This is a genomic window from Fictibacillus nanhaiensis, from assembly GCF_019801215.1.
In the GTDB taxonomy this organism is placed as follows: Bacteria; Bacillota; Bacilli; order Bacillales; family Fictibacillaceae; genus Fictibacillus; species Fictibacillus nanhaiensis_C.
The window spans coordinates 566,063-586,363 of sequence record NZ_JAHVJO010000002.1 but is presented as its reverse complement, the minus strand read 5'-3'; the positions used below and the strand labels follow the sequence as shown (position 1 = coordinate 586,363).

At 41.0% G+C, this 20,301-nt stretch carries 20 protein-coding genes; 8 read left to right on the top strand and 12 right to left on the bottom strand.

From position 1 onward, the window contains the following. Positions 1 to 5 precede the first annotated feature (5 nt). A complete protein-coding gene (locus KUV80_RS11510; RefSeq protein WP_222462847.1) occupies positions 6 to 923 on the bottom strand; it encodes a DMT family transporter in 918 nt (305 codons plus the stop codon). 249 nt (positions 924 to 1,172) lie between these two features. On the opposite strand from KUV80_RS11510, the gene KUV80_RS11505 reads away from it, so the two are divergent. Both KUV80_RS11505 and KUV80_RS11500 read left to right on the top strand, forming a co-directional pair. Continuing rightward, on the top strand, positions 1,173 to 2,123 hold the full coding sequence (locus KUV80_RS11505) for an ABC transporter ATP-binding protein (protein WP_222462846.1): 951 nt from the start codon (positions 1,173 to 1,175) through the stop codon (positions 2,121 to 2,123). Next, entirely contained in the window at positions 2,095 to 3,054 is a 960-nt protein-coding gene (locus tag KUV80_RS11500; RefSeq protein ID WP_222462845.1) for an ABC transporter permease, read from the top strand. Before KUV80_RS11505 ends, KUV80_RS11500 begins: the two co-directional genes overlap by 29 nt. A 139-nt stretch (positions 3,055 to 3,193) precedes the next feature. Here KUV80_RS11500 and aceA read toward each other — a convergent pair whose 3' ends face one another. The 3 genes from aceA to yhfH all read right to left on the bottom strand — a co-directional run bounded on the left by aceA (position 3,194) and on the right by yhfH (position 6,329). Then, entirely contained in the window at positions 3,194 to 4,480 is a 1,287-nt protein-coding gene (gene aceA / locus KUV80_RS11495) for an isocitrate lyase (RefSeq protein ID WP_222462844.1), read from the bottom strand. 46 nt (positions 4,481 to 4,526) lie between these two features. Next, entirely contained in the window at positions 4,527 to 6,116 is a 1,590-nt protein-coding gene (gene aceB, locus KUV80_RS11490; protein ID WP_222462843.1) for a malate synthase A, read from the bottom strand. Positions 6,117 to 6,197: 81 nt separating this feature from the next. Further along, positions 6,198 to 6,329, bottom strand: a complete 132-nt coding sequence (gene yhfH, locus KUV80_RS11485; RefSeq protein ID WP_222462842.1) for a protein YhfH — start codon at positions 6,327 to 6,329, stop codon at positions 6,198 to 6,200. Between the two features lie 296 nt (positions 6,330 to 6,625). Between yhfH and KUV80_RS11480 the strand changes: the two genes are divergently transcribed. The 3 genes from KUV80_RS11480 to KUV80_RS11470 all read left to right on the top strand — a co-directional run bounded on the left by KUV80_RS11480 (position 6,626) and on the right by KUV80_RS11470 (position 9,856). Beyond that, on the top strand, positions 6,626 to 7,105 hold the full coding sequence (locus KUV80_RS11480; RefSeq protein WP_222462841.1) for a hypothetical protein: 480 nt from the start codon (positions 6,626 to 6,628) through the stop codon (positions 7,103 to 7,105). Between the two features lie 157 nt (positions 7,106 to 7,262). Continuing rightward, positions 7,263 to 8,693 (top strand): S8 family serine peptidase, encoded by a 1,431-nt coding sequence (locus KUV80_RS11475; protein WP_246625164.1) that lies wholly within the window; start codon positions 7,263 to 7,265, stop codon positions 8,691 to 8,693. 182 nt (positions 8,694 to 8,875) lie between these two features. After that, entirely contained in the window at positions 8,876 to 9,856 is a 981-nt protein-coding gene (locus KUV80_RS11470) for a DMT family transporter (RefSeq protein WP_222462839.1), read from the top strand. Positions 9,857 to 10,038: 182 nt separating this feature from the next. On the opposite strand, the gene KUV80_RS11465 is transcribed toward KUV80_RS11470, so the two are convergent. The 5 genes from KUV80_RS11465 to KUV80_RS11445 are packed head-to-tail and all read right to left on the bottom strand — an operon-like array spanning position 10,039 to position 14,647. After that, positions 10,039 to 11,178, bottom strand: a complete 1,140-nt coding sequence (locus KUV80_RS11465) for a hypothetical protein (protein ID WP_222462838.1) — start codon at positions 11,176 to 11,178, stop codon at positions 10,039 to 10,041. A 15-nt stretch (positions 11,179 to 11,193) separates the two neighbouring features. Further along, entirely contained in the window at positions 11,194 to 12,462 is a 1,269-nt protein-coding gene (locus tag KUV80_RS11460) for a hypothetical protein (protein ID WP_222462837.1), read from the bottom strand. Next, the gene (locus tag KUV80_RS11455) at positions 12,455 to 13,345 is read right to left on the bottom strand and encodes an ABC transporter ATP-binding protein (RefSeq protein WP_222462836.1); all 891 of its coding nucleotides are present in this window, start codon (positions 13,343 to 13,345) and stop codon (positions 12,455 to 12,457) included. The genes KUV80_RS11460 and KUV80_RS11455 overlap by 8 nt, the downstream gene beginning before the upstream one ends. Then, the gene (locus KUV80_RS11450) at positions 13,346 to 14,101 is read right to left on the bottom strand and encodes a hypothetical protein (protein ID WP_222462835.1); all 756 of its coding nucleotides are present in this window, start codon (positions 14,099 to 14,101) and stop codon (positions 13,346 to 13,348) included. Beyond that, positions 14,102 to 14,647 carry an RNA polymerase sigma factor gene (locus KUV80_RS11445; protein ID WP_222462834.1) on the bottom strand — a complete coding sequence of 182 codons (546 nt, stop codon included), beginning with the start codon at positions 14,645 to 14,647 and terminating at the stop codon, positions 14,102 to 14,104. It abuts the gene before it with no gap. Between the two features lie 197 nt (positions 14,648 to 14,844). Here KUV80_RS11445 and KUV80_RS11440 point away from each other — a divergent pair, with 197 nt between their 5' ends. Next, positions 14,845 to 15,204, top strand: a complete 360-nt coding sequence (locus tag KUV80_RS11440; protein ID WP_222462833.1) for a YciI family protein — start codon at positions 14,845 to 14,847, stop codon at positions 15,202 to 15,204. Between the two features lie 372 nt (positions 15,205 to 15,576). Here KUV80_RS11440 and KUV80_RS11435 read toward each other — a convergent pair whose 3' ends face one another. Both KUV80_RS11435 and KUV80_RS11430 read right to left on the bottom strand, forming a co-directional pair. Continuing rightward, positions 15,577 to 16,272 (bottom strand): OmpA/MotB family protein, encoded by a 696-nt coding sequence (locus KUV80_RS11435; protein WP_222462832.1) that lies wholly within the window; start codon positions 16,270 to 16,272, stop codon positions 15,577 to 15,579. 5 nt (positions 16,273 to 16,277) lie between these two features. Beyond that, the gene (locus tag KUV80_RS11430) at positions 16,278 to 17,897 is read right to left on the bottom strand and encodes a hypothetical protein (RefSeq protein ID WP_222462831.1); all 1,620 of its coding nucleotides are present in this window, start codon (positions 17,895 to 17,897) and stop codon (positions 16,278 to 16,280) included. 254 nt (positions 17,898 to 18,151) lie between these two features. On the opposite strand from KUV80_RS11430, the gene KUV80_RS11425 reads away from it, so the two are divergent. Next, complete coding sequence (locus KUV80_RS11425; protein WP_222462830.1) at positions 18,152 to 18,442, top strand: DUF4183 domain-containing protein; 291 nt, start codon at positions 18,152 to 18,154, stop codon at positions 18,440 to 18,442. Positions 18,443 to 18,490: 48 nt separating this feature from the next. Next, entirely contained in the window at positions 18,491 to 19,012 is a 522-nt protein-coding gene (locus KUV80_RS18765) for a DUF4183 domain-containing protein (protein ID WP_276516644.1), read from the top strand. Between the two features lie 3 nt (positions 19,013 to 19,015). On the opposite strand, the gene KUV80_RS11415 is transcribed toward KUV80_RS18765, so the two are convergent. Next, entirely contained in the window at positions 19,016 to 20,182 is a 1,167-nt protein-coding gene (locus KUV80_RS11415) for a hypothetical protein (protein WP_222462828.1), read from the bottom strand. Positions 20,183 to 20,301: the final 119 nt, after the last annotated feature.

The following is a 20,301-nucleotide window of genomic DNA, read 5'->3' as shown; positions in this document are numbered from 1 at the left end:
AAAAATCATGCAGCTTCTTTTTTGCGTAATTTTCTGTTTCGCATCTCATCGATTGCACCTGAACCTAGCAGGACACCTGTTATGATCAGGAAAAAACCTAGTACGTGCTGAAACAAAATCTTTTCATTTAAAAATAATGATGCTCCCACTAACGCAAAGAACGGATTCAAGTTAATGAAGATCGACGCTTCCGATGCTCCGATTTTTCCCATCGCTTCGTTATACAGCATGTGTCCTACGGCAGTAGCCATACAGGCAGATGCAAAGAAAATCAGCCATAAAGAAATGGTAGAATTGGAAAGTACACCAGAAAACCCTGTCGGTTCTTCAATCAAACCGATTACGATCAAAAATAACGAACCGATCACCATCATATAGCCGGTCATCAAGCGGGGATCGAGTGTGTGTGCAACTCGTTTTATTAAAATAAAGCTCACGGCTTGCGTGATGACCGATAAAAGAATATAAGCATCCCCAAATGAAATGCCGGCTACATCACTGCCTTCAAGTACGATGAACGTAACGCCAGTAAACCCTAAAAACAAACCGACGGTACGTAGCCACGTTAACGGTGTGCCAATGAACAGAATAGCGAGAATGGTCGTGAGCAAGGGAGACATTCCCATAATTAACCCGCCATTCGTTGCGGTCGTACCGGTTAAGCCGATCGATAAATAATAGTGATGTGCGACAACGTTAAAAAGGGAAGCAATAAAGACGTACCTAAACTCTTTTCTTGTAAGCCAGCGAACTTTTTTAATAAGAAATAAAAGCAGAAAAACCGTTAACCCAGCCGTTAATACGCGAATACCTGTAATGGTAATGGGTAAAAAATTAGTAACGAGAATCTTGGTTGCGGTTACGTTCAATCCCCACGCAATCATGACAAAAAATAAGATCACATACGTTCGGTACGGTTTCATGTGGTCATCTTCTTTCCTAAGAGGTAAAAGCGTTTTAGATACTATTGTAACGGAATAAAATCATTTTAAAAGGAAAAGAACTTTGCGATAACGAGAATGAGGCATTGTTCCTAAAAAATCATTTTCTAAAAAAAGTAGGCAATAATTGAGAATGATTTACAATTTTTGTGAAACTTGTTATCTACATCATTCGTAGTAGCTTGTATAGTAAAAAAGGATTATAGAATGAGAAAAAGGATAGGAGGAACTATGACGACACATACGTTAGAACTTAAAAATGTAACAAAACGAATCAAAGGCAAGACGATTGTTGACGGGTTGTCTTTTTCGGTTAGAGAAGGTGAAATATTTGGTCTGCTTGGTCCAAATGGAGCGGGTAAAACGACGACCATTCGAATGATTGTCGGGCTGATTTCCATTACCGATGGCGAGGTTTTAGTGAACAATGTTAACGTTCGTCAAAACTATGAGACAGCAATGGAACGAGTCGGTGCAATCGTTGAAAATCCCCAGCTATACGATTATATGACCGGTTATAAAAACTTGATGCAATACGCACGAATCATGCCTGACGTAACCCAAGAAAGAATAGATGAAGTAATCAAACTAGTTGATCTTGAATATGCCATTCATGATAAGGTTAAAACGTATTCGCTAGGGATGAGACAGCGTCTAGGCGTAGCCCAAGCCCTTTTACATAAACCGAATGTATTAATTCTCGATGAACCGACGAATGGGCTGGATCCTCAAGGAATCTATGACCTCCGGAACTATTTGCGTTTACTTGCCAACAACGGAACATCGGTAGTCGTGTCTTCTCACATGCTTGCAGAAATGCAGATGATGTGTGACAGAGTGGCTATTATTCAAAATGGTAAAATGGTACGAATTGATGAAATTACGAACCATGATGAAGAAAAAGACGTGAAAGTTCATTTTCACATTGACGGTGATGTTCATCAGGCTAAGCAAGTTCTGAGCGACGGCGACACCAGTCTAGTGTTAGAGATAATTGGAAACGAGCTTGTCGTAGAAACGGCTGACAATAAGACGATTGCGGATTTGAACAGACAGCTTGTTCTTGCAGGTATTCTAGTTGTTGGCATACAACGGAAAACAAAAACACTCGAGGAGCGATTCCTTGAGATGACAAAGAAAGGGGGCAATGTGAATGAAGTGGCTATCCCTGTTAACAAATGAGTGGATAAAAATCTTTAGCCGTTTGCGTACATGGTTCTTCATCCTCATCCCCATTCTCATTATTATTGGTGTTGCGGTATACGATAAAGTAGCGACTGATGAAACGGCACATGAGAATTGGAAGCAAGAGCTGACAGCAAACATTGAAGCAGATAAAAAAGCCTTAGAAGACACGAAAAAAGAAGACGGCGATGAATTCTTTATTGAGATGCTCGAATCGAATATTAAGCAAAACGAATATGCGATTGAAAATAATATCTCACCTTACGAAAAAACGACTTGGCAGTATATGAAAGACATGGCACCGATTTCGTTTCTGATTGGATTATTTGTCATCGTAGTTGCAGGTGACATCGTCTCTAGTGAGTTTTCAAAAGGAACGATAAAGATGCTGCTCATTCGGCCGTACAGCAGATGGAAGATCCTTTTATCTAAACTGATAGCCACATTAGGATTTGCGTTTGCCATGTGGCTCGTTGTTATTGTTTCGACATGGCTAGTAGGTGGGCTGGCATACGGATTTGGCGGGATCGACCAAACGTATATCGTGCAGAGTGAAGGCGGCCAGATCAAAGAAAAGCTGATCGTGGAATATGTATTTGCCAACATCGGCTTAGAATTTATTGAGCTAACCGTTCTTGTTGCGTTGTCGTTCATGATTTCTACTCTGTTCATGAGCAACTCTGTAGCCATTGGGGTGGCCATGTTTACGATGTTTGCCGGTGACCTAGTTATTATGCTGCTGCAGGATAAAGAATGGATCATCTACACCCTATTTGCCAACATGGATCTTAGCGTATTAATCGATGGACAAAATCAGTTTATTCAAGAGTTAACGCTGCCTTTCTCTATCACTGTACTTGCGGTTTATACCATGGTGATGCTCGCCATCACGTTTACCGTGTTCCAAAAGCGCGACGTTAAGGCGTAAAATTGTAGGGGACAGACCCGGGTCTGTCCCCATCCATGGACAAATCGCGGATTTGTCTATGTGAAAAGGACAGGGAACACTGTTTCCCTGTCCTTTTCTATGTTTCTCCTATCCGCTTATTCTATCTGCTTCGCTTGTTTTACGCTTCTTGTGATTGAAATTGATCTTCTTCCGTTGATCCTCTCAACGCAGTAGTAGAGGCGGTTCCTCCAGAAACCAGCTGCGTAACTTCATCAAAGTAACCGGTTCCGACTTCACGCTGATGGCGTGTAGCCGTGTAGCCATCCACTTCGCTGTCGAATTCTCTTTGCTGCAGCTCCGAATAAGCGCCCATTCCTCTACTTTTGTATCCTTTTGCAAGCTCGAACATGCTATGATTCAAAGCATGGAAGCCAGCAAGTGTAACGAACTGGAACTTGTAGCCCATCGCTGCAAGCTGCTGCTGGAACGTTTCGATCGTTGCATCATCCAGCTTCTTTTTCCAGTTGAAGGATGGGGAACAGTTGTAAGCTAACAGTTTGCCAGGGAACTGTTCGTGAATGGCGTCTGCAAATTTTTGTGCTTGTTCTAAGTTTGGTTCAGAAGTTTCACACCAGATAAGGTCCGCATATGGTGCATAAGCAAGGCCGCGTGCAATCGCCTGGTCAATTCCAGCTCGAGTACGGTAGAAACCTTCTGCTGTACGTTCACCTGTAATGAAAGCAGAGTCTGTCGGGTCGATGTCGCTTGTGATCAAATCAGCTGCATCGGCGTCCGTCCGGGCGATCAACAGGGTAGGAACACCCATAACATCTGCAGCCAAGCGGGCAGAGATCAAGTTGCGCACCGCGGTTTGCGTAGGCAGAAGCACTTTTCCGCCAAGATGACCGCATTTTTTTTCAGACGATAACTGATCTTCAAAGTGAACAGCAGATGCTCCTGATTCGATCATTCCTTTCATTAACTCAAACACGTTTAACTGACCGCCGAATCCTGCCTCGGCGTCTGCAATGATCGGCAAGAAATAGTCCACATCATCCGCACCTTCAAGATGCTGAATTTGATCAGCACGTTGAAGTGCAGAGTTTATGCGTTTAACAACATGAGGTACTGAGTTAGCGGGATACAAACTTTGGTCAGGATACATGTTTCCAGAAAGGTTGGCGTCTGCAGCAACCTGCCAACCGCTTAAGTATACGGCTTTCAGACCTGCCTTCGCTTGCTGAACGGCCTGATTGCCAGTTAGCGCGCCTAATGCATTTACATAGGTCTCCGTTTGAAGCAAATTCCAAAACTTTTCAGCACCTCGTTTTGCGAGTGTATGTTCAATATCGATCGATCCGCGTAACCGAATAACCTCTTCTGCCGTATAAGGGCGGGTAACCCCTTGCCAGCGTTCCTCATTTTGCCACATCTCTTTTAGCTTCTCAACACGTGAATGACTCATTAAAATCTCTCCTCAATGTATGTTTATTTTTAAAAAAACGGTTACGTTATAAAACGTCATAGCCCCGGATCGTTAAGAAATCCTGAAACTCATCATCACGAATTAATCCTTCAAACAAATGAACAGCTTCTAAAAAACGACCTTTAGTGAATGAATCCTCACTCATCTGCTGCTTTATTTTTTGCAATTCCTCACTCTGAATCTCCTCGACCAACTCGTACGTTACTTTGCGGCCATCGCTTAAGATGCCTTTTGGATGACGGATCCACTGCCAAACTTGTGCTCTTGAAATTTCTGCCGTAGCTGCATCTTCCATCAGGTGATTGATTGGTGCTGCGCCTTTTCCTCTCAGCCATGAAGCAATGTATTGAATGCCTACACTTATGTTGACGCGTAAACCCTCTTCTGTAATTTCACCTTCTGGTACAGCCACTAAATCGTCAGCCGTTACTACAACATCTTCTCGTTTACGATTGATCTGGTTAGGCTCTGGCATAATGCGGTCGAACACTTCCATCGCTACAGGTACGAGACCTGGATGGGCAACCCATGTTCCGTCATGACCGTCAGATGCTTCACGCTCTTTGTCTGCCCGAACTTTATCAAAAGCTGCAGCGTTTCTTTTCTCGTCATTTTTTATCGGAATTTGTGCCGCCATACCGCCGATAGCAGGAGCATTACGCTTATGGCACGTCTTTATGGCAAGCAGCGAATACGCACGCATGAATGGAACCGTCATCGTAACGAGCGACCGGTCAGGCATAATGACGTGAGGCTGGCTGCGAAACTTTTTAATATAACTAAAAATGTAATCCCACCGTCCGCAGTTTACCCCAGCAGAATGCTCGCGCAGTTCGTATAAAATCTCATCCATCTCAAATGCCGCAACAATCGTCTCGATTAGTACAGTGGCCTTGATCGAACCTCTTGGAATCCCAAGCTGTTCTTGCGCGTAGATGAACACATCGTTCCAGAGTCTCGCTTCCAAGTGGCTCTCTATTTTAGGAAGGTAAAAATAAGGACCTGATCCGTTCTCAATCAGTGTTTTCGCATTGTGGTAAAAGTAGAGGCCAAAATCTACTAAACTGCCAGACATGTGTTCATTTTCAACGACAATATGTTTTTCTTCCAAATGCCAGCCACGAGGACGAACGATCAACGTTGCCGGCTGCTTATTCAGCTCATACCTCTTGCCGTTTGCCCCCTCAAAAGAAATGGTCCGGTTGACGGCATCCTTTAAGTTGATCTGCCCCTCAATCGTGTTTTCCCAAGTAGGTGAATTCGAATCTTCAAGATCAGCCATAAACATTTTTGCACCTGAATTTAGCGCATTAATGATCATTTTTCGATCAACAGGTCCTGTAATTTCGACGCGGCGGTCTTGAAGATCTTGAGGAAGTGGTGAGATGGTCCAATTGCCGTTTCGAATATGTTCTGTTTCAGGCAGAAAGGTCGGAAGAATCCCTGAATCTATTTCTTTTTGCTTTACTTTGCGCTGTTCTAGCAGTTCTTTTCGGGTGTTATTAAAGTGAAGGTGCAAGGATTTTAGAAAAAGAATGGCACCTGGTGTTAGAATTTTCTCGTAAGCCGGGGTGACATCGCCTAACACTTGGAGATTAGAGGTATCAATCGTCACTTATTCAACAGTCCTTTCAGGTTATGTTATTAAACAGTTAAACTATAAAAGTATTGTTATATAACAGGTGTTACAAAAAAATTAAGCCTCGTGTTTTCCCATGCAACGCTCACACTCATAAAGGTAAGATTCATGCTGTTCCTCGATTTCACATCCACACTCACAACAGATTTTTTTTGGCATGTTACGGTGCAGTTCAAGATAATTTTTCATTTTAAAATTCCTCCTGTTTTGTTTTTGATTGATTATAATGCATTGTATTATAACAGATTTAAAAATGCAACAACTGTTTTATAACATTTTACTGTTTTTTTAAAAAATAAGTCATCTGTCCATGAGTTTTGGCCATGAAATATATAGAGATAATCACATTTATGGTGAAATGCATCCTCCAATTTCCTTTCCCTACTTTTTTTGTTAAAAAGACAGGTCAAAAGCCTAGTGTGAATGTTCACCGTATGGGAATAACAATACCTATCACGATAAAATTTCAATGAGGGGGGATGCACATGTTTGGATTTGAGGATGTTTGGAAGTTTTTCTTTTCCTTTTTTCTTGTTTTACCGATTGTGACCTTCATTCATGAAGCAGGTCATCTCTTTTTTGGGAAATTGACGGGCGGCACCGTTCGCATTCATATAGGAAGCGGCAACAAATTGTTTAAAATTGGTCCATGCCACATCAGGAAGCTGTATTTTTGGGATGGCTGGTGCGAATATGAAAATTTAAAGAATCATACAAAACGTCATCTCGTCGCGGTATATTTAGGCGGTCCCTTTTTTACCATTCTCAGCATGCTTCTTGTTAACGGTTTGATTCATTTAGAAGTGTTTAAGGCGGGGATCTTCACCTATCAATTTGTGTATTTTTCCTTTTATTTTGTATTCTTCTCCCTTATTCCAATCGAGCACAACGGCTATCCAACCGATGGAAAAGCAGCATGGGATGTCATTAAATTAGGAACGGTAGGGAAGAATCCGTTGGGTTAAAAAATAAAGGCAGAGACGTTTGGATATGGTATTCAAACGTTTTTTTTGCTGAGTTTAATTGTCGAAACATTCTCTCTTTGCTTGTATATAATTCGACATACTTTTTATGTACGGATTGGTAGATTAATAGCGTAGTATCAATAATTAGTAGGGGGAAATGTACTTGAAGAAGAAGCTAACCACATTATCCATTTGTGCAGCATTGTCTCTATCTTTATTATCAGGATTAAAGTCACCAGGTGTAAATGCGGAAGATTCATCAAGTTATTATTTAATTGCATATAAAAATAATGTTCCTGGTGATTATGTGGCACAAATTGAAGAATCAGGCGGAAAAGTAGAACGTGTTATAGAAGAGATAGGAATAGTAGAAGCTAGTTCATCTTCTTCTGCATTTTTAGAAAATGTAAAAAAATTCTCAGACATTCACTCAGCAAATAAAGAATACACAGTATATCTAGAAGAAGATCCAAATCCAGCTGACGGCAAACCCATTACGTCAATACCGCAGCCTGATTGGAACGACCCAAACCAAAACTATCACGATTATCAATGGGATGTAAAACGAATTACGAATGACTTTGAGTCTTTTACTATCAATAAAGGTAATAAAGAGACAGTTGTTGGAATCATTGATACAGGACTGGATTTTGCCCATCCAGATTTAAAAGATAATGCAGATCTTGAAGGCAGTAAAACATTTGTCCCGGGTACAAAGAATGCTTGGGATGAGAACGGCCATGGAACACATGTTGCGGGTTCGATTGCAGCAAACGGCAAAGTGTACGGTGTAGGTCCTGAACTGACCGTTCGTGCATACCGTGTTTTTGGTGCCAAAGGAGGAGCTCAGCAATCATGGATCACTGATGCGATTGTTGCGGCTGCTAATGACGGAGTAGAAGTCATTAACATGAGCTTAGGCGGATGGCGCTGGATGGCCCATAACTTAGATGAAAAAGGTGATTCAGCTTCAATGGTCGCCTATCACCGAGCATTGCAGTATGCAACGAAGAAAGGTGTTACGGTAGTCGTGTCATCAGGAAATGATTCACGTAACTTAAATAGTCTTCAAGACATGCAAACCTACTGGAAAGAGCGTTATGGTCTAGATATAAAAGGACCATCTCGAGTTGTACCAGCCCAAATTCCTGGAGTTGTTACAGTATCGTCTTCCAACAAATGGTCCAATGATTCTATTGCATTCTATTCTAATTACGGCAGCGTTGTTGATGTAGCGGGACCTGGGGGAGACAACGGTCCACTGTATGATAGTCTGTACCGTCAAGATCCTAAAGGAAACTATCTGGATAAACGAGACTTCTTGTACAGAACACTCTCTACGTGGCCAACTTATTTGAACCCAAATGGAACAAGTAACCTTAAGGGTTATGCTTTGTTGCACGGAACGTCTATGGCAGCGCCAAAAGTTGCAGGAATTGCTGCGGTAATTAAAGCCCAAAATCCTCAATATTCACCTTCACAAGTTCAAGCAGCACTCCGTCAAACAGCCGTTGACCTTGGTAAAAACGGTCAAGATCCGCTTTTTGGATCAGGCGAAGCGAACATTTATAACGCATTAACTAGATAAGTGGAGAGCAAAACCTTATAACTCGTAGTTTTTTACTACGGTTATAGGGTTTTTGTTTTGAAAAATAAAGCGAAAAAAAGAATTCTAATGGTAAAATAAATTCAAAATCCCGGATGTTTTTGCAAGTGGCATGTTGGACCACACAAAGGAATACCTTTTTAGTGGAAGTGGGGGTACTTGAGATGAAGCCGATAATATTGGGGATAGGGGCAGCCTTTTTCTTTGGCGTCACGTTTATTTTAAACCGATCGATGGATTTATCTGGCGGAAGCTGGCATTGGAGTGCGGCTCTTCGCTTTTTTTACATGGTTCCGTTATTATGGCTGATCGTTTGGATGCGCGGAAACGTTTGGCCGGTTTTTCAAGAATTGAGAGAACGGTTTGGCATATGGTTTTTATGGAGTACAGTCGGTTTCGTGTTGTTTTACGCACCAATTACGTATGCGGCTGGTTTTGGAGCGGCTTGGCTAGTAGCCGCCACTTGGCAGATCACAATCGTTGCAGGTTCACTCCTCGTGCCGTTCTTTTATGAAACGAACGGAGGGGAAAGAGGAGAGCGGCAGAAGATTCCGTTTAAAGGGTTAGGCTTTTCTGTGCTGATTTTAGCAGGAGTGGCGCTTGTTCAAGTACAAGAAGCAGATGCTATAAATGGCTCTGTATGGCTTCATGTGGTTCTGCCTGTGTTAATCGCAGCTATCGCGTATCCACTCGGCAACCGAAAAATGATGGTGGTTACAAACAAACGGCTTGATGCGTTTCAGCGTGCGTTTGGCATGACGATCGCATCACTGCCATGGTGGGTGGTTTTAGCTGTTGTCGGCTTTGTAGAGGGAGGGCCACCAACAAACAATCAGCTGTGGCAGACCTTTTTAGTCGCCATCTCTTCAGGCGTTATTGCGACCGTTCTCTTTTTTCAGGCAACAGACCTTTGCGCGAATGATCCGGTTAAACTAGCAGGAGTAGAAGCGACCCAATCGGCAGAGATTATATTTGTACTGGCAGGCGAGATGTGGCTGCTCTCGATCGCAAGCCCGACGCTGCTCTCTTTATTCGGGGTCCTTATCATCATGCTGGGTATGTTTTTGCACAGCTTTTATGGAAAAAGAGAAGTTGTGCCAAAAAAATCTATGAAACTTGCAAAAATAATGAATAAAAATATGTAAGGTGGGAATAGTAGTATTACCCCCCCTTTAATATAAGAACTTTTGAACATCCGTTGCCCGTAGCAGCGGTTGTTTTTTTGTTTTAAAAAAGTATCAGTCAGAGAGGAGAAAGCAATGTTAGATTGATAAATAAGAAAAGCATCGGCGTAAAACCGATGCTTTTTAATGCCTAATTAAATGAATCACGTTATATCTTTCCATTTTTCTCTCTTGTACTTCCACCAAAATAGAATAAAACTAAGAGAGAGTATGGCTGCTAATAAAACCGGAAGTAGATACTTGAATAGGTATAGTGTGGTTAGATTTTGAACCAGATAGGTTGTACCAACACCAAATAAGATAAATGCTAGTGGAACATGCAATCCAACACTTGTCATATAGTTTGGTGCGATGCTTGAAATGCATGCGGTGACCAAGACCAAAGCAAGTCCAATCAAATAGATAGAGACTACCGTTAAAAGAATATATTGTAAAAACGTAATGTCATACCAAGAGATAAAAGCGTTGTAGATTGAATGTAAGGTAAGCGGCAAAAACATACTGATATCATTTCCTTTATAGAGGAAAAAGAAACAGACAAGCTGAACAGTTATAACGATAAAAGAAGCAATTAATCCCGCTAACAGCTTTTTTGTAAAAAGGGTGCGTCCCACTTTAGAAGTATATTGCAAAAACACAGCGTGATTTCGTCGATCTCCTATGTAAAGAGGCAAGATGACTAACATGATACTTAGAAAGATTAGAATGGCAACATTTTTTATCAGGGTATTGTAATTTTCAAATACTTGATAACTAAATATGGCGGTTGCAGCTCCGTTTTTCATTAATTCTTCGATACGAGCTTTTTGCTTTTCATTTATCTGACCGTATTGTTGGATATAACGCTCAGGATGTTCGTACCTTTCAATCATATCCTCTCTCGCCGGTATCTCCCAGAACACATCAACGTAATCCTCATGATATACCTTGTTATGAAGAGCAGCTAACTTTTCATTTTCAAGATCAATAGATTTAAATTTTGTATACGAATCTAGACCAGCAGCTACCATATCATCTTGTGATTGCAGATATTGTGTAGCTTCATTAATTCTTTGGTCATAAATGCTTTTGAAATCCTCAAATTCATCTTCATCCATCGACTCCCCATAGTCCTCGAGCATTTTTTGTGTAGCGAGGAATTCATCAAGCACTGGTCGCCCATTTGGAAAGTGCTTAAAATCAAACACGATAAACATCTGGTATATGATAATGCTAACCAGGAGAAGCAGGATAATGGTTTTTACCGTAAACAACTTCTTTAATTCCTCGAATAAAAGTCTCATAAGTTCGCGTCCTATCTATAAGTTTTCTCGTGTAAACCGGCTGATAGAGAACCATGCTATTAGCAGTAAGGCGATTAACCAAGCTGACACTGTAATGACTTCATAATGTTTGAATGATGTAAATGCACCGCTCTCCATCCACCATTTTTTCACATTCATCACAAGTACAAAGGGTGAAAAGTGTGTGTAGAGAATGAGCAGATTGTCTTTTGGAATGTAACCTGGCAGGAGAACACCCGCTCCAAAAATGACCCCAAAAATGGTAAACACTATATAGCTATTTCTGATCCACATGGAAAGGCAAAACGTGAGAAGAGCAAATATTACCTGGCAGATCATCAGAAGGGCACAAGATAACAGCAAATATTCTAAAAAAGTGAAGTTCCACCAGCTGATGAAAGGGATTTCGTTAAGCTCGATTAAGAATCCCGTGCTGATGGGCACGTTCCAAAGACCTGAATAATCAAATACTAAGAAATAGACGAGCAGTGTTGTGCCTAACAAGGTGAATGTAGCAACAAGTGATGAAAGCAGTGCTACAACCAGCTTGTCCCACACTAAATGTCTACCGCGCTTTGTAGAATACGCAACTAAAGACGTTTTTTGTTCAAATTCGTAATTAACAAGGAATGCTGTAAACAATACGATCAATATCATCGCCTGAAAAATGATGGACTGAAATAGTGTTTTAAAAAGAAAAGAATGTGTAGCATAAATCTTGCCATGAAAGAAAAGATGCAAATGCTCTTTATTTGTTATTAATTCTTTAACACGGGTATCCAATTGTGTATATTGAGTCCGAACGGTTTCAGCAACACCCTCGCCTAATCCAAACACCCGAATCTGTTCCTCGGCGCTCTTTATCATATTTAACTGGTTGTACTGGCTCTCAATACCATCAATGGTATGAAAATACGTTTCTTTTAAAGCCAATGTGCTTATTGCTTGGAGTTCCTTGTCTGTGTATGTTTTGGCTTCCATTAAAGAATGAAAATGCTCAGGTTTATAAAAATCTGTAGCTGCTTCATAGGTGTCTCCCGTTTTGGTTTGTGCAAGCTTGTTCCACGTTGCTAACTCTTTTTCGTAAGACGATTGCAAACCACTTCTTCCATCAGCATCCATCAGTGTGCCATTTTCTTTAATAATGGGTTGAAGCAGATTCATATCCTCTTTCATAGGTGTTTTGTCGTAAATAAGAAACAGGTTATACATCAGAAACAATAAGAAAAGTCCTAAAACAATGGGAGACGTAATAATTTTCTTGAATTCGAGCCGCTTAATCATCAAAATCATCGCCTGCAGAAGGAACTTCATCTTGATAGATGTAAAGGAATACATCTTCTAAATTCGGATGAACAGTCTTCCATTCTGGTTTCGCATCTTCAGTCGTCAAAAACCTCATGTGCATCTTGCCGGTTTCTTGTTTTTCAGAGAGAGTAAGATAAGTAGATCGGAATTTCTCCGTGTCACCATAATCAACTTCTGTCTCATAAACCAAGCCGTCAATTTTGCGGCAAATGTTAATAACAGTATCCTTATATAACACTTCTTGATTCTTGATCATGATGATCTCATTTGCGATGGATTCTACATCTGACACAATGTGCGTTGATAAAATGACGATGCGGTCTCGAGCTAGGTTCGTAAGCAGGTTACGAAAACGTACTCTTTCTTTCGGATCAAGGCCTGCGGTTGGTTCATCTAAAATAAGAATTCTCGGATCGTTTAACATGGCTTGCGCGATGCCTACACGCTGAATCATTCCTCCAGAAAACTTTTTCATCTTTTTAGTCGCCACATGATCAAGTGCTACTATTTTAAGCAGTTCTTTAACACGAGCTACAGCTGTTTTTCGATCAATTCCTTTTAGTGCTGCGAGATAGAGCAAGTAGGCGGTAGGGCTGTAATTTTTGTAATAACCAAATTCTTGGGGAAGATAGCCTATTAATTCTCGATATTTATCATCCATCTTAATGATGTCATGTCCCTCATAACGAATGGTTCCGGAGGTCGGAAACAATAGCGTTGTGAGCATTTTAATCAGCGTCGTCTTCCCAGCTCCGTTTGGTGCCAAAAGCCCGTAAACTCCGTTATGAAACTCTATATTGATTTTTTTAAGGGCAGTGAATTTACCGAAATTTTTTGTGACTTCTTCTACGAGTAACATCTATAGAACTCCTTCTGCATCGCGGAATGCGATTAGTTTTTTTAATCGGTTAAAATAGAGTGCAAGACTTGCGGCACATACCGTTACATACACATACAGAGGTACGTGACTGAGGAAAGCAGAGTATACATCTTGTTTAAAAAAGGCTGGCAGGAAGTTTACAAGTAACCAGCCCGCCATCACAGCATACGTGGAGTATCTGCCTTTTACATGCTGTAAAACATAGAGATACAAAACGGAAAAAACGCTTAAAGAGCTGAAAGATAAGATCATGGCTTCAAGCAGATTAATAGATTGAAGAAGTATGAATACAACAAGTATAAGAAAACTATTTAGAATGAGTGAAATTACGCTAAACATCAGCATTCGAAAGGCAGCGAGCTGGAATACATGGTATTTACAGGTCATCTCGACTGCAAAGGTATCATTCGTTAAAGCATTTACTAAAAACAAGGAGGCGACAGTAAAGTAAAGAACAGGTGACAAGGTAAAAATAAACGAGTATATGTCTTCCGTTTTTACTGATGAATCTAGTGAGAATAAGCCGTATATCAAAACACCAAGTGCTAAACAGACTACAAATATAAGCTCAGTTGCATCTCGAAACAGGTAACGAAAACCGAGCTGCTGGTACATTTCGTTTAAAAATTGAATAAAGGTTTTTGGTTTAGATAGACCTGCTGAAACAATGGAATGAATGTGATGATCCACTTGATGTTCCTCGGGGTAATCAACGAAAAAATTTTGCTTCTCCATTTACTCAGCCTCCATTCGCTGTTTGATCTTTTTTATTGCAGAATAATACTTAGTCTTAATAGACGATTCGGGAACATCAAGTGTAGCGGCGATTTCCGAAAACGTATGCTCCGCAAATAATTTGAGGCGGAGGATTTGCTGATCTTTTACTTGAAAGGCATTTATAATTTCTGTCACTTTTCGTACATCCTCTTTATATTCCAGTTCAATCGTAAAATCCGAAGTGGTCCCTAATTCCACGAATTCCATGGTGTCTGTAGACTGGTCATATGTATAGTGCTTTGACCTAAAATAATCGACCACTTTATAAGTGGCAATTCTGTATAGCCATGTTTTAAAGGATGCTTTCTTGTCATTAAAATGATGAATGGTCTGAAGCATGCTGATGAATATTTCTTGCGTTACGTCCATCGATAGCTGCTTATCCATCGTCTGCTTGTAAACGTACGAATAAATAGAGTGATAGTAATAGCCTATTAGTTTGTTTGCTGCGTTTTCATCGGATCTTTTCTGGATTAACTTTATCCATTTCTTCTCGGTTGTCATGATTTGTTTTTCACTTCCAGACGGGGAAAAGTTGTCTTACTAGTACATTCGTAAAAGAGAGATAAATAGTTTTAATTTATTAAAAAAATTTTTAATTTCATTATAGACTTTATTTCTGGGATTGTTTGCTAAGAGATGAAATATGTTATGTTTATTGTGAACTGTTTCACAAATTGATGTAAGAGAAGGAGGATCATATGCGATTTCTAATCTTGTATACACCTGGAACGAACTGGGTGAATGGCGTTGAACTTCATAATCAGCCTTTCATGCCAGAACACGCTGTTTATGTGCAACAAGCATATGATAGAGGAAATATCGTTCTTGCGGGACCTTATGGAGATTTATCTGGTGGAGCTATTGTTGTGGATGGTGAAACGGAAGAAGATGTGATTTCTTTTGTTGAGAATGACCCTACGGTAATAAATAAAATCTTCAGTCCTCAAATGAAACGGTGGGGAGAGGGTATGAGCAAGTTTGAAAAGATAAGTCCTAATTTTGACGAAGGTTATATTGAATATAAACATAAGATACAAAAAGAATTGAATCTTATTTAGTAGAAAGCAGGTCTCTAAAAGATTTTAATAAAGCGCACCTACACAAGGTCGCACCTACACAAGGTGCGCTCATTTGTTTTTAATTTTGGGAATTGATAACACCTTGTCATCTATAATCCCCTATATATGTATGTAGACGAGTTATTCATTTTACACCAAATTTTAACATAATTTGTAAAAAATAAAAAAGGAAATCCTTTATGATCCTTCACCAATATTTATGATCCTTCAAAAAAATTTATGATCCCTCAAAAAAGTTTATGATCCTTCAAAATAATTTAAAGGTTATTCGACAAACGGCTTAGTGATCGCTAGGATATTTTAGTATGAAAAAAACAACGAAGCTGACTCTGTCGAGTCAGCTTCCCATTTTTATTGTTCCACGATCTCTTTTAGCTTGCTCTGCCATTTATCGTCATCCAATATGATTTGAAAGGAGATGCGGCGGTTTTTTTGCAGGGAGGACGAAGAATTTCCTTCTGCAATGGGCTTGTATTCGCTGTAACCGGTTGCCGCCAGATATTGCGCATACTCTTTTTTTGCGAGTTTTGGATTCGCTTTTCCTAAATAATCGACGACCGCAACGGCACGCTGAGTAGAAAGGGACCAGTTGTCATACGGAACAGAATCGGTATGGCCTTCGATTAAGATGATGTACAGGTACTGGCTCATGTCTTTTTCCTCAATAATGCTAGCGAGCGCATCTGCAAGAGGGTCCAGAACTTGTTTTCCTTTTGCCGATATTTCAGCACTTCCGGTATCAAACAAAATGTTGCCTTCTACGGAGATCGTATTGTTGGGGCCGCGAATGATCTTATCTTTGCCGACGTTTTCCTCAAGCTGTTTTTGAATGAGGTCTGATATGTGCTTCTTCACCTCTGCGACCTGCCCGAGTTCACGCTTGATCTGTGCCTGATCATACGCATTGTAGATGCTCTGGACGTAGGCGAGTATGGCGATGAAAACCATTACAAGCACCATCATGGCCATCATGTCGGTAAAACTCGGCCAAAAAATTTCTTTCGTCTCCTGATCGTCATTGTTGTAATACGATTTGCGCGCCTTCATAACGGTCACCGTCTCCTAAAGTTCTGTGGTGTGACCTCGGGCATCCGATCATCATCCAAGTAGTCTGGCTGGTGGGAATTCCGAGTTTCATAGACCACTTGGCTGGATTGGTTCATCGCCGACTGATAGATGCGCTGCAATAGGTGATACATATCTGAGAGGGTGCGGTTATTGTCTGTAATGCTGCGCGTTAAGTTGTGATGCAGATTTTCCAGTGTTCGAGAAAGTTCACGCATTTCGTCATCGCGTCCGCTCTGGTTTTGAGCGTTGCTTAAGAACGAACTGAGCTGCCGGCTCTGATTTTCCATGATGTTTCGAACTTGGTCGGTAAAATCACGCTTGATGTGTTCGACTGCGGAATAGAAACTCTTCTCAAGCTGCCCTACACTTGAAGCAAAATCGGAGGAAGCCCTGCCGTATTCGCCTTGTTTTTCCGCATAGCGGTAATGCCATTCATCCTGCTTTTGAGCGAGGCGGTTTTCCAGTGCGTCATGCTGATTTTGATAATGCTGAAGCTGTTCCTGCATACCGCGAAGCATCGTTTGTGCATGTTCTTCCGATCGCCGCTGGGCTTCTTGCAACATTTTATCTGATCTTTGGATGAGCTGTTCAAATTTTTGCTGACCTTGTGTGTGCCGGTCATTCGATTGTTTGAGCTGCTGCTCGAACGAATGGATATTTTGTGCCAGCGCATTGATGCTTGTATCGACAGTCTTTTGGATCGTCCCAAGCTCTTTCGTTGTTTCGTTAAAACGTTCTCCAAAATGGTCAAGCTGGTTGGTTGAGGCTGCAAATCGTTCGGAATGCTGGCGCTGCGCCTCGAAAATGCCATTCACATCTTCCATTGCTTTTTGAAGACCTGATGTAAAATTAACCATCTGAGAGGCAAAATCACCGAGTGTTTTATCAAAGGAAGATTCCACGCGTGAGGCGAGTCGGTCAAGCAGCCGTTCAACGGAATCCTGCGGTTTGTCGTTAATAAGCACGCTGTTGAAGTGGTGATCTAAGTACACTTCACAATCGGCTAAAAGTTTGTTCTGCATGTAGGAAAGGGAAGTGCCTTGCGAAAAAAAGCCAGACTGAATGAGGTTCAGAAAAAGAGCAGCCCCAATTCCGGCAATACTTGTGAAAAAGGCTACACTCATGCCTTCAAAAGGTGCAGTGAGTGAAGAGATGATGGAGTTTAACGTAAGGTTTGAGTCGGCAGGCTGCGTTCCGAGCGTCATTAATGTATCCTGCATGGATAAAAGAGAAAGCGTAAGTCCAATGAAAGTTCCGAGTACGCCAAGAATGATCGTGAAGGAAGGAAGCTGGCTCAATAGTTTTTGAATGTTTCCAACCGGAACACGGAAAAGACCTAAAAGCGGAATGCGTTCGTTATATAAATGTTTTTCAATAAGCGCCTGGGTGTTCAACTGAGGTACACCGGCGAGATGAAATTGTTTGTAGTCTGATGTGACACGCTGAATCCAATGAGAGTAGGGCTGTTGCTCTTTATTTGTTTCAATCTGGTGCAGCTCTTTGCTCCATTTTCGAAAGTGGTAAGCGGTTTGGGTATACCCCACGATGCCTAGAAAAATCATAAACCCAATGACCCCGACGACAATTAACGTAAGCTGATCCATTATGCCACCCCTTAGATGTCTCGTCTTATGCTAATAGATATGTCCTAATCGCGGGAAATATTTTGGGAAATGGGGTCTGACCCCAAACAAATACAAAATCACCTGCATTGTCCATCTCGAATGGACAATGCAGGGAACTCACATGGGTCAATTTCACTAATTTTGGCATACAGTATAGGGGGCTACATTGATAAATTCTGCTTTTCCTTTTATGAACCACGAACAAGTCAACCATGAAGAAATGAGGAAAGACAATGCCAATTATTAAGCCATACTACAATGTAAAATCAAGAAGATATGCTTCTACGATTGGAAGTGGCACAGGGACGGGTGGCACGTTCGCCATTGCGGCTACCGCTTTTACTACGGACACGGGAGCTGCGGCCACCGCATTTCCATCAACATATGCGTATTACAACCTTTATCTGAATGCCATGATTCAAACAGCAGATACATCTTCGGTCACTACTTCTTCCGTAAGCATTCCTGGAGGAGACACGCTCGATGCTGCAACCCCTGTAATTCTCGAATTTGTCGTAACGTAAAGCGGCTACGACATACAGCAGCGATTTATTTTCTGTACACTTTTTATAATGGGAGGACTTACTTTGTTTAATAAAGATCAATCACATCCTTGTAAAAGTAAATCCTTATTTCAACCTTGCTGCTCCAGCTCCCGAAATCATCATCACCAAAATAAACGTTGCTGTCAAAACCAAAGAAACTGCTGCCATACTTGCTGCTGTTGCGATTGTTACGATGGTTATCAGTGTGACTGTTGTTTTTATTTTTGTCCTAAATTCCCGCGATCCCCATCGCCGCCATCACCTTCTCCAAAAATTCTACAGGTGGAAGCTTTTCAATATACGACGCTGTCAGATGGTGAAAAACGAGTATATACCAATTTGGACAAAAGGCAAGAATATGCTAGCACTGACATAATCAACCCTAATCAATGTTCTTATGTGAATCTTTTTATAAATGGAATCATTCAACCTGCCACTTTTTATCAAGTGGATGAAGGCAGACTTACATTGCTACATGCTTCAGGTTCTGTTCCAGAAAAAGGTGTACCGATCATTTTACAATTTATTAAGATCACGGGGAGATTCTAGCTCTTAAACAACATCAACTTGCACAACCGTATCTGCAATCGTACTTAAATTACCTACGGTCACTTCTAAAGAAATGTTATCCCCTGCATCAAAATTAACGGAGATGGCTTCATTAATAGCGGAGGTTTGGGAATTGTTCATAGAAACCGTCAGAGGTGTATCTTCACCATTTTTACGGATGGTCCAAACTACCGTCGTCCCGATTCCTGGTCCAACTAACGAGCGTACACTTAGCGTTTTAATAACACATTTCTGACTTAACCGAATAAAAACGTCCGTGCTTGTCAACGCAGCCGTGCCGGGACGATAATAGCTAGTTCCTGCTGCTATTACTCCTGATTGGGCCCACACAAGAATGGACGGCTGCCATGTAGTAGAAAAACCAAGGGAATTGGCATTAGAAAGGATTAAATCCGTACTGCCAATATTTAAAGAGCCCGCAGTTTGTGAAATATCTGCAGTTTGTCCTTCAATAGAACATCCTTGAAGATTTAACAGCGAACCAGATGCATTTACTTCTGCACCAATATATGAACCTCCACCTGCAGAACGAGTGGTTAAAAAAACAGAATTTCTGCAGTTAAAGTTATGCGAATTCGTATCAACGAGTAAAGCCCTTTTGTTACCCAAACCTGCTGAGCGAGCAATGATTGTAGAATTATTGATATTATCTATACTGATATCTGGAAGTCCAGTGCCATAGGAATGTACACCATATACATTTGACGTACCGCTTGATGGCGCAGTCGCATTGTCTACCTCAATTGCCACCTGTTTTACAATAGCTGAACGCGTGGTGATCCCTGGAAAGGCAACACCAATTAAGGAAACATGAACGGAAGAAGTTAATAAGAGGGTAACTGATTCAAGGGTAGTTTGTTCACCCATCGTAACCAACGTTGTGTTAGAGGTTACTTCCTGTTTTGTAATAACGACTGTTGAACAACATAGGCCTTGCAAAGAGTTTCCAGCAGGTATCGATACGGTCTCTTCATAAATACCAGGGAAAACAAGTATGGTTATCCCTTTAGCCCTTAAAGTGTTAATCGCTGTTATTGCTCCATTAATGGTTTTAAAAGGTTTTCCGCCAATCGAGGCCAGTCTGTCATCTCCTTTTTTCGTAACGACGGCAGTGTTTGCTCTTGCTATAAGTAATTCAATAATTCCCATCTGAACTGACCTCCCTTATTATAAAAATATGAATCTGATAAAAGATTCATGCAGTTCTTACACAAACAAAAAACCCCGAAAAGTCCAAGTAAAGAGGACAAGTTCGAGGTTATTTTTTA

Bases quoted from the DNA above. Each gene is read 5' to 3' on its own strand.
- KUV80_RS11440 (WP_222462833.1), top strand. From the start codon at position 14,845: ATGCGATTTCTAATCTTGTATACACCTGGAACGAACTGGGTGAATGGC.
- KUV80_RS11435 (WP_222462832.1), bottom strand. From the start codon at position 16,272: ATGAAGGCGCGCAAATCGTATTACAACAATGACGATCAGGAGACGAAA.
- yhfH (WP_222462842.1), bottom strand. From the start codon at position 6,329: ATGAAAAATTATCTTGAACTGCACCGTAACATGCCAAAAAAAATCTGT.
- KUV80_RS11465 (WP_222462838.1), bottom strand. From the start codon at position 11,178: ATGAGACTTTTATTCGAGGAATTAAAGAAGTTGTTTACGGTAAAAACC.
- KUV80_RS11455 (WP_222462836.1), bottom strand. From the start codon at position 13,345: ATGTTACTCGTAGAAGAAGTCACAAAAAATTTCGGTAAATTCACTGCC.
- KUV80_RS11475 (WP_246625164.1), top strand. From the start codon at position 7,263: ATGTACTTGAAGAAGAAGCTAACCACATTATCCATTTGTGCAGCATTG.
- KUV80_RS11460 (WP_222462837.1), bottom strand. From the start codon at position 12,462: ATGATTAAGCGGCTCGAATTCAAGAAAATTATTACGTCTCCCATTGTT.
- KUV80_RS11430 (WP_222462831.1), bottom strand. From the start codon at position 17,897: ATGGATCAGCTTACGTTAATTGTCGTCGGGGTCATTGGGTTTATGATT.
- KUV80_RS11425 (WP_222462830.1), top strand. From the start codon at position 18,152: ATGCCAATTATTAAGCCATACTACAATGTAAAATCAAGAAGATATGCT.
- KUV80_RS11500 (WP_222462845.1), top strand. From the start codon at position 2,095: ATGAAGTGGCTATCCCTGTTAACAAATGAGTGGATAAAAATCTTTAGC.
- KUV80_RS11510 (WP_222462847.1), bottom strand. From the start codon at position 923: ATGAAACCGTACCGAACGTATGTGATCTTATTTTTTGTCATGATTGCG.
- KUV80_RS11450 (WP_222462835.1), bottom strand. From the start codon at position 14,101: ATGGAGAAGCAAAATTTTTTCGTTGATTACCCCGAGGAACATCAAGTG.
- KUV80_RS11480 (WP_222462841.1), top strand. From the start codon at position 6,626: ATGTTTGGATTTGAGGATGTTTGGAAGTTTTTCTTTTCCTTTTTTCTT.
- KUV80_RS11505 (WP_222462846.1), top strand. From the start codon at position 1,173: ATGACGACACATACGTTAGAACTTAAAAATGTAACAAAACGAATCAAA.
- KUV80_RS18765 (WP_276516644.1), top strand. From the start codon at position 18,491: ATGGGAGGACTTACTTTGTTTAATAAAGATCAATCACATCCTTGTAAA.
- aceA (WP_222462844.1), bottom strand. From the start codon at position 4,480: ATGAGTCATTCACGTGTTGAGAAGCTAAAAGAGATGTGGCAAAATGAG.
- KUV80_RS11445 (WP_222462834.1), bottom strand. From the start codon at position 14,647: ATGACAACCGAGAAGAAATGGATAAAGTTAATCCAGAAAAGATCCGAT.
- KUV80_RS11470 (WP_222462839.1), top strand. From the start codon at position 8,876: ATGAAGCCGATAATATTGGGGATAGGGGCAGCCTTTTTCTTTGGCGTC.
- KUV80_RS11415 (WP_222462828.1), bottom strand. From the start codon at position 20,182: ATGGGAATTATTGAATTACTTATAGCAAGAGCAAACACTGCCGTCGTT.